Source organism: Belnapia sp. AC561 (assembly GCF_979252845.1).
This window is the reverse complement of record NZ_CEEDBP010000018.1, coordinates 106,937-115,253: the sequence shown is the minus strand read 5'-3', so window position 1 is coordinate 115,253 and position 8,317 is coordinate 106,937. Positions and strand designations below refer to the sequence as shown.

The 8,317-nt window shown below is 72.3% G+C and carries 8 protein-coding genes; 1 reads left to right on the top strand and 7 read right to left on the bottom strand.

The features are described from left to right. Window positions 1-30 precede the first annotated feature (30 nt). A complete protein-coding gene (gene pcaDC, locus AC0IW9_RS16320) occupies window positions 31-1,182 on the bottom strand; it encodes a bifunctional 3-oxoadipate enol-lactonase/4-carboxymuconolactone decarboxylase PcaDC (RefSeq protein ID WP_471649333.1) in 1,152 nt (383 codons plus the stop codon). Between the two features lie 293 nt (window positions 1,183-1,475). Between pcaDC and AC0IW9_RS16315 the strand changes: the two genes are divergently transcribed. Then, entirely contained in the window at window positions 1,476-2,252 is a 777-nt protein-coding gene (locus AC0IW9_RS16315; protein WP_471649332.1) for an EAL domain-containing protein, read from the top strand. Here the strand turns inward: AC0IW9_RS16315 and AC0IW9_RS16310 are convergent. The 6 genes from AC0IW9_RS16310 to AC0IW9_RS16285 form a co-directional block, all read right to left on the bottom strand. Further along, a complete protein-coding gene (locus AC0IW9_RS16310; RefSeq protein ID WP_471649331.1) occupies window positions 2,245-3,570 on the bottom strand; it encodes a TRAP transporter large permease in 1,326 nt (441 codons plus the stop codon). The genes AC0IW9_RS16315 and AC0IW9_RS16310 overlap by 8 nt on opposite strands. After that, the gene (locus AC0IW9_RS16305; RefSeq protein ID WP_471649330.1) at window positions 3,570-4,073 is read right to left on the bottom strand and encodes a TRAP transporter small permease; all 504 of its coding nucleotides are present in this window, start codon (window positions 4,071-4,073) and stop codon (window positions 3,570-3,572) included. Before AC0IW9_RS16305 ends, AC0IW9_RS16310 begins: the two co-directional genes overlap by 1 nt. 7 nt (window positions 4,074-4,080) lie before the next feature. Then, window positions 4,081-5,127, bottom strand: coding sequence for a TRAP transporter substrate-binding protein (locus AC0IW9_RS16300; RefSeq protein ID WP_471649329.1), 1,047 nt, complete (start codon window positions 5,125-5,127; stop codon window positions 4,081-4,083). Between the two features lie 173 nt (window positions 5,128-5,300). Next, complete coding sequence (locus AC0IW9_RS16295; RefSeq protein WP_471649328.1) at window positions 5,301-6,383, bottom strand: OmpA family protein; 1,083 nt, start codon at window positions 6,381-6,383, stop codon at window positions 5,301-5,303. Continuing rightward, complete coding sequence (locus tag AC0IW9_RS16290) at window positions 6,380-7,369, bottom strand: nucleotide-binding protein (RefSeq protein WP_471649327.1); 990 nt, start codon at window positions 7,367-7,369, stop codon at window positions 6,380-6,382. Before AC0IW9_RS16290 ends, AC0IW9_RS16295 begins: the two co-directional genes overlap by 4 nt. Continuing rightward, window positions 7,366-8,316, bottom strand: coding sequence for a flagellar biosynthesis protein FlhF (locus tag AC0IW9_RS16285; protein ID WP_471649326.1), 951 nt, complete (start codon window positions 8,314-8,316; stop codon window positions 7,366-7,368). Before AC0IW9_RS16285 ends, AC0IW9_RS16290 begins: the two co-directional genes overlap by 4 nt. Window position 8,317: the final 1 nt, after the last annotated feature.

Below are 8,317 nucleotides of genomic sequence, written 5' to 3'. Positions count from 1 at the left end.
GCTGGGTACCGGGGGCGGGCGGGCGGAAGCTCATGCCTCCATGTCCTTCAAGGTTTCCTTGGCGATGCGCAGCGCGGTATTGGCGGTCGGCACGCCGGCATAGGCGCCGACCTGCAGCAGCACCTCGCCGATCTCCTCCGGCGTCACGCCGGTATTGGCCGTCGCGCGGACATGCAGGCGGAATTCCTCGTGGTGGCCCAGCGCCGAGAGGATGCCGAGGCAGAGCAGGCTGCGGTCGCGGTCGGACAGGCCCGGGCGGGTCCAGACCCGGCCCCAGACACCCTCCAGGATGAACTCGCGGAAGGGCGCATCCATCGCGGTCAGCGCCGCCTCGGACCGGGCGACATGCGCCTCGCCGAGGATGCGGCGGCGGACCGCCATGCCGGCCTCGGCGACATTGGCCGGCAGCGCCGTCATCAGCTTCATATGGGCGAGGATGGCGCGGGTGACGGCATCCTCGCGCTCGAAATTCGGGATATGCGCGCCCTCGGCGACGATCACCATGCGGCTGTCGGGGATGGCCGCATGGATCGCCTGGGCGGCGGCGGGCGGCGTCGATTCGTCGCGGTCGCCGACCAGGACCGTGGCGGGGCACTTGATCCTGCCCAGCAGCTCCTGCCCGGTGGTGTCGCGCAGCGCCGCGGCGCAGCCGAGCCAGCCCTGGGGATCGGTGCCCAGCAGCATCCGCCGCAGCCCCTTGGAGGAGGCGAGCGACTGGTCCAGCACCCAGCGGCCCATGGTCGCATCGGCGATGGCGGCGAGGCCCTGCGCCGCGACGGTATCCATCCGCGCCTGCCAATTGGCGGGGCCGCCGAACTCCAGCGCGGTGTCGCAGGGCAGCAGCGACAGCACCGCCTCCGGCGCCAGTGCCGCCATGCGCATGGCGATATGCCCGCCGATGGAGACGCCGCCGACATGCGCCTGGCGGATGCCGAGCGCATGCAGCAGGGCCAGCGCATCCCGCGCCAGCATCTCCATGGAATAGGGGCCCTCCGGCGCCTCGCTCAGCCCATGGCCGCGCATGTCCATGCGGATGACGCGGTAGCGCCTGGCCAGGGCCGCGGCCTGCGGGTCCCACATGTGCAGGGTGGTGCCGAGGCTGTGCATCAGCAGCACCGGGATGCCGGTGGCCGGGCCGGAAACCTCCGCATGGATGACGACGTCGCCGAGCTGGACGAACATGGATCAGGCCCCTTCGCTGACCAGGGTGGCCGGTGCCGGCCGCGCGCCGGAAAGCCTCAAGGGATGGCCGCCGAATGGGATGCGGACAGCGCCGCCGCTGCGGGCCTCGGCCATGTGGGGTCTCCTCCGGTCATTGGGCCGGACAGTCGCGCGCCGGCCTGTGTCGGTCAACGCTTTGCACAATCATCACAGGACGGGGGCGAATCATCGCCTTACGCAACCGTGAAGTGATTGTCTCGTACCTTTCGCAACCGCTGGGCTTATGACTTGCAAGATCCTGTTTGGAAACTTCGATGAATAGCATTTCCAGTCGGAAGAATTCCGCCTGCTCGGGTTGCCAGTCCGGTACCGGCCTGAATTTCACCCTTTCCATGGCCTTTCAGCCGATCGTCGATCTCAGCCAGGGCGGCGCCGTGATGGCGCAGGAAGCGCTGGTGCGCGGGCCGGAGGGCCAGGGGGCCGGCTGGGTCATCGGGCAGGTCGCGCCGGATGCGCTCTATGCCTTCGACCAGGCCTGCCGCGTCACCGCCATCGAGGAGGCCAGCCGCCTGGGCCTGCCGGCGACCGGGGCCCGGCTGGCGATCAATTTCCTGCCCAATGCCGTCTACAACCCCTTGGCCTGCATCCAGGCGACCCTGCGCGCGGCCGAACGGACCGGCTTCCCGCGCGACCGGCTGATCTTCGAGGTCAGCGAGCAGGAGAAGGTCGCCGATGCCGGCCATCTGCTGCGCATCTTCCAGGCCTACCGGGCCATGGGCTTCGCCGTCGCCATCGACGACTTCGGCGCCGGCCATGCCGGCCTGTCGCTGCTGGCCGACCTGCCGGTGGATATCGTCAAGCTCGACATGGGGCTGGTGCATGGCTGCGACCAGGACCGGGCGCGCCGGGTCATCCTCGCCAACATGGTGCGGGCCTGCGGCGAACTCGGCGTGCAGGTGATCGCCGAGGGGATCGAGACCGCGGCCGAACTGGCGACCTTGCGGGAGATCGGCGTCACCCTGGTGCAGGGCTACCTGCTGGCCCGGCCGGGCTTCCGCAGCCTGCCGGTCCCGGTGCAGCCGCTCAACTGAGCAGCCGCACCAGCCAGAGGCTGAGCGCGGGGAAGGCGACGCACAACGCCAGCCGCAGCAGATCCGTCGCCAGGAAGGGCAGGACCCCGCGATAGGTCCGGCCGATCGGCACGTCCCGCGCGAGGGAGGAGACGACGAAGACATTCAGCCCGATCGGCGGCGCGGTCAGCCCGATGCCGACCACGATCAGCACCAGGATGCCGAACCAGATCGCGGTTTCCTCCGTGCTCGCCAGGCCGAAGTCGAGCGCCGTGACCACGGGAAAGAAGATCGGCAGGGTGAGCAGGATCATCGCCAGCTCGTCCATCACCGCGCCGAGCACGACATAGGCCGCCAGCAGCAGCGCCAGCACGCCGAAGGGCGGGAAATCCTGCTCGGCGATCCAGAGCGCGAGAAGCTCCGGCGCCGAGGTCAGCGCCAGGAAGGCGTTGAAGACCTCCGCCCCCAGCAGGATGACGAAGATCATCGCCGTGGTCTCGGCGGTGGCCAGCAGCGCCTCCCGCACCTGCCGGCCGCTGAGCGTGCCGCGGGCGACGCCGACGACCAGCGTCGCGATGCAGCCGATGGCGGCGCTTTCGGTCGGGGTGAAGATGCCGCCGTAGATGCCGCCGACGACGACGACCGCGATCAGCAGCACGGGGATGACGTTGCGCATCGCCTCGCGCCGGATCTCGGGCGGAACGCGGGCGGCGGCGGGGGCCAGCGCCGGGCGCAGCCGGGCGACGGCCCAGATGGCGGCGACGTAGAACAACGATGCCAGCAGCCCGGGGATCAGCGCCGCCATGAAGAGCTTGGCGATGTTCTGCTCGGTGCTGATGGCATAGACCACCAGGATGACGCTGGGCGGGATGAGGATGCCGAGCGTGCCGCCGACCGCGATGGTGCCGGTCGCCAGCCCGGCGTCGTAGCCGTAGCGGCGCAGCTCCGGCAGCGCCGCACGGCCGAAGGTGGCGGTTGTCGCGACGCTGCTGCCGCAGACCGCGCCGAAGGCGGCGCAGGCGCCGATCACGCTCATCGCCATGCCGCCCGGCTTGTGGCCGAACAGCGCATTGGCCGCGGCGAAAAGGTCCCGCGCCAGCCCGCCGCGTTCCGCCAGCGCGCCCATCAGGATGAACAGCGGGATGACCGAGAGGGTGTAGTTGGCAAAGAGGAAATAGGGCGTGGTCTTCAGGTAGTTCAGCAGGGTCGCGGTATCGACCACCCAGACATAGCCGCCGGCGCCGACCAGCATCATGGCGAGGCCGACCGGCGCGCGGGCCGCGATCAGCGCCAGCAGCGCGGCGAAGCCGGTGGCCGCCAGCAGGAATTCCGGCGCCATCAGCCGCGCCCCCCCATCAGTCGCACCACCCAGTAGAGCGCCGCCAGCGCCGTCGCGCCGAAGCCCAGCGCCGCCAGCCCCACCGCCCACCAGGTCGGCAGGCCGAGCACCATGGTGGTGGTGCCGGTCCGCAGCGTTTCAGTGGCCCCGACGAACAGGCGCTCGGCCAGCACCGCGGCGACGCCGGCCCAGACCAGGGTCCAGAAGGCATCCACCCCGCGGGCCAGCCGCTTCGGCATCCAGGTGGTGAAGGTATCGACCAGGATATTGGTCCGCAGCAGCGTGCCATAGGCGAGGAAGCCGGCGACCGCGAGGCCGGAGCCGAGCGAGACCAGCTCGAAATCCCCCGGCACCGGCTGGTTGGTCGCCCAGCGCTTGAGGACGCTGGCGCTGGTCAGCAGGGCGGTGGCCAGCAGGGCCGCGCCGCCGGTATGGGCGAGCAGGCCGGCGAGCAGCGCGACGGCGCCGCGCGCCGGGGGCGCCACCGCCGTCTCATCGGCCATGCGGGGCTCAGCCTATGCCCTGGCCGTATTGCGCCACCAGGGCCCGGGCCTCCTCCAGCAGGGCGCCGCCGTCGATGCTGCGGTCCTTCATCGCGGCGATCCAATTCTCGATCACCGGCGCGGTCTGGCGCTGCCAGCGGTTCCGCTCCTCCTCCGAGAGCTCGACGATCTGGTTGCCACGCTTGCGGACCATCTCCTCGGCCTTGGGGCCTTCCTCGTCCCAGGGGCGGGCGGCCATCCGGGCCGCGGCCTGGCCGCTATTGGCATCGATGACGGCGCGCAGGTCGGCCGGCAGGGCGGCATACTTCGCCGGGTTCATCGCCAGGATGAAGGTGGCGACGTAGAGCGTCGGGGAGCCGGCGATCTCGGTGTGGTTCTTCACCATCTCATGCAGGCGGATGCTGGGCACGACCTCCCAGGGCACCACCGCGCCGTCGATCACGCCCTGGCTCAGCGCTTCCGGCACCTGCGGCACCGGCATGCCGACCGGCGCGGCGCCGAGCGCCTTCAGCGCCTCCCCGGTCTGCCGGGTCGGGAAGCGCAGCTTGAGGCCGGCCAGGTCCTCCATGCGGCGGACCTCGCGCCGCGAATGGATGACCCCGGCATCATGGCCCCAGGCGGTGATGAGGTGGACGTCCTTGAACTCCTCCTGCATGCGCCGCTCGACCAGCGCCTGCACCGCCTGCACATTCACCGCGGCGCGCTTGTGGGCGACGAAGGGCAGCTCGAAGACCTCGATGCGGGGGAAGCGGCCGGGGGTATTGCCGGGCAGGGTCCAGACGATGTCGGCGACGCCGTCGCGCGCCTGGTCAAACAGCTGCGGCGGGGCGCCGCCGAGCTGCATCGCCGGGAAGATCTGGATGCGGATGCGGTTGTTGCTCTCGGCCGCGACCTTCTGCGCCCAGGGCTGCAGGAAGAAGCGATGCACGTTGGACACCGCCGGCAGGAAGTGGTGCAGCCGCAGGGTCACCTCCTGCGCCCGGGCGGCGCTGGGCCGCAGCAGGGCGGGCGCGGCCAGGAGGGGGGCGGCGAGCAGGTGGCGGCGCTGGAGCATGGACGTTTCCCAGGGTGGCTTCGTTGTCGCGGCGAGGCGACGCTGCGCCCCTCGGGTGGTTTCAGCGGAAACCGCCGCGGAGCGCCAGATGTTTCGCCGGTTCCGCGGCCTGGGCAGAAAAAAGGCCCGGGGGATCGCTCCCCCGGGCCTGCTGCGGTCGGTGTCGGCCGGCCTCAGCGCAGGACGATCTCGACCCGGCGGTTCTGCGGCTCGCGCACGCCATCGGCCGTGGGCACCAGTGGGCGGCTTTCGCCGAAGGCGGTCACGCCGATGTCGCCGCGCTGCACGCCCTGGCGTTCCAGCTCCGCGGCCACGACCTGGGCACGGCGCTCGGACAGGCGCTGGTTGTAGGCGGGGGTGCCGGAACGGTCGGCATGGCCGGCCAGCTCGATCCGGGTGGCGGCCAGGCGACGGGCATTGCCGGCGGCCTCGCCGATGATCTGCCGGGCGCGGTCGGTCAGGTCGGCCGAGTTCCAGTCGAAGAAGACCAGATAGGTGCGGGCGACGCTCGGCGGCGGCGGCGGCGCGGCCGGTGCCTCGGCCACCGGGGCGGCGGCGGCCGGCGGGTTGAAGGCATAGCGCAGGCCGACCAGCAGGCTGTGGTTCTCGCCTTCCGGCTTCCACCTGCCGGGGACATTGGCCTGGGCCGGGCCGCTGGTGCGGGTGATCTCGAGGCTCGGCGAGAGCACGTTGAAGTAGCGGTACTCCACCGTCATGGCGAGGCCCGGGGCCAGGCCGAAGGCGCCGCCGACGATCGCCTGATAGGCAAAGGACCCGGCGGTATCGTCCACGACGTAATTGCTGGTGCCGGCGCCGCGCAGCCGGGCCTTGCTGACATCGGTCCAGGCATAGCCGGCACCGCCGCCGAGGTAGGGCATGTAGACCGAGGGCGAGATGCCGAAGCTGCTGAGGTCGAAGTCGAAGAGCGCATTCGCCATCACGCCGTAGCGGTCGACGGTGCCGGAATGGCCGAGCAGCCGGTTCGGCAGCACCAGGGTCTTGATCTCGTGGTTGCGGTAGTTGCCTTCCACCTCGGCCCGGAAGCCGTTGCCGAAGCCCCAGCCCAGCGACCCGACGCCGGCGAAGCCGATGTCGTTGTCATGGATGGAGATGCCGCGGCGGCTGTTGTCCTTCCAGTTGTTGATGCCGGCACCGGCGCCGACATACAGCCCGCTCACCGGCTGGGCGCGGCCGCTGACGGGCAGGGCCGCGACGGCTGCGACGGCGGTGGCGAGAAGGAGGTGGCGGAAGGTCATCGAATGCTCCGGTAGCTCGGCCCCAGCATCGGGCGGAAGGGCAGGACATGCGTCATCACGGCCACCCCGAAACCCCGGGCCGTTGCGCAACACAAGCACCAAACGCCCTTTGGCTGCAATGCCGCGCCGCAATATGGCAGCAGGGGCGAAGCGGCCGGAGCCCAGGCGGAAAGCCGGAAAAGGCCCGATGCAGCCCAGGCGCGTCCAGGGAACGTGATGATCGCCCTGGGGTGGAAATCAGTCCTGCACAGCTTGGGCCAGGGCGGCCACGTCCTGCGCCGCGACGCTGCCGGGATGGCGGGTGAGGAGCGGCATCTGGCGGCGGATCGCCTCCGGGACCTTCGCGTCGCGTCGGATGATGCCGGCGAGCGGCACCCCGGCGCCGAGGAAGCGGCCGCAGGCGGTATCCAGGCTGCGCCAGACCCGCTCCCCTTCGCCCGGTCCGCCGCCAGGTTCACCACGACGCGGGCATCGCCGCCCGGCCGGTCCCGCCGGTGCAGCTTCAGCACGGCATAGGCATCGGTCAGGCTCGTCGGCTCCCCGGTGGCGAGGACCAGCAGCGTATCCGCCGCGGCGGCGAGCTGGCGCACCGTGGGCTCCAGCCCGGCGCCGAGGTCGAGCACCACCAGGCCCCAGCCCGCCGCCGCCGCCCGCAGCAGCCCCGGTAGCCGCGCCAGGGCGGCGGGGCCGAGCCCGGCGAGGGAGCCGCAGCCGGACCGGCCGGGCAGGATATCGAAGCCCGCCTCATGCCGCTGGGCGGCGGCGGCCAGCGGCACCTGCCCGCCCAGCACCGCGCCCAGGTCCTGCGCCGGGGCGAGGCCGAGCTGCACGTCGACATTGGCCAGGCCGAAATCCGCATCCACCAGCAGCACCCGCTGCCCGGATTGGGCCAGCGCCTGGGCCAGGCTGATGGCAAGCCAGGTCTTGCCGACGCCGCCCTTGCCCGAGGCGATGGCGATGATCCGCCCGGCATTCGGCAGGCTCATGCGAGGGCGTCCGTATCAAGGGAGGGGTCGAGGCGCCGGGCCAGCCAGGCGGCATCGATCGGGGTGAGCCCATCGGCCACGCCGGGGCCGGTGCCGGCTTCCGCCAGGGCGAGGCCGGCGGCGGCGGCGGCGAGGATGCCGCCCAGGCGGCGGGCGCCATCGAGCCGCGTCGGCAAAAGGTGGCGGGCGCCGAGCGCGGCGAAGGCGGCGCCGAGCTCGGCCGCTTCCTCCCGGTCGAGGCCGGCCGGCAGCACGACCAGGATCTCGGCATCCGCCGCCTGGGCCAGGGCGCGCAGCCGGGCGGCCTGGGCGGCATCGAAAGGGTCGCAGCCGGCGGTATCCACCAGGGTCGGCTGGCCGGGCTGGCGGCGGGCCATGGCCCGGGCCAGCACCGCCGGCTCCGGCGCCACCGCCAGGGTCAGGCCAAGCAGCCGGGTGAAGGCGGCGAGCTGTTCCGCCGCCCCGGCCCGGTCGCCATCGGTGGTGACGACCAGGGGTGAGGCGCCGGCGAGGACGCCGCGGGTGGCGAGCTTGGCGCAGCTCAGCGTCTTGCCGGCGCCGGGCGGGCCGGCCAGCAGCACCGGCCGGGCCAGCCCATCCGGCAGCGGGGCGAAGGTCAGGCTGGCGCCCAGCCCCTCCGCCAGCCGGCCGGGCCGCAGCCGGGCGGCGAGCGCGGCGGGCAGGTTGTGGCGGGCGAGATGGGGCGAGGTGGGTGGCAACGGCGGCGCGACCGGTTGCGGCAGGATCAGCCGCGGCTCGGCCGGGTCGGCCGGGGCTCCGGTCGCCCAGTCGGGCGGCTCGGCGCTGCGGCCGAGCGCGGCGGTCACCTCCACCCCACCGCCCGGCACCCGGCGGCTGTCGAGGATCACCGCCTCCGGCCCCAGCGCGGTGCGGAGTTGGGCCATGGCCTCCGCCATGCTGGCGGCGCGGAACAGCTTCAGCCGCATC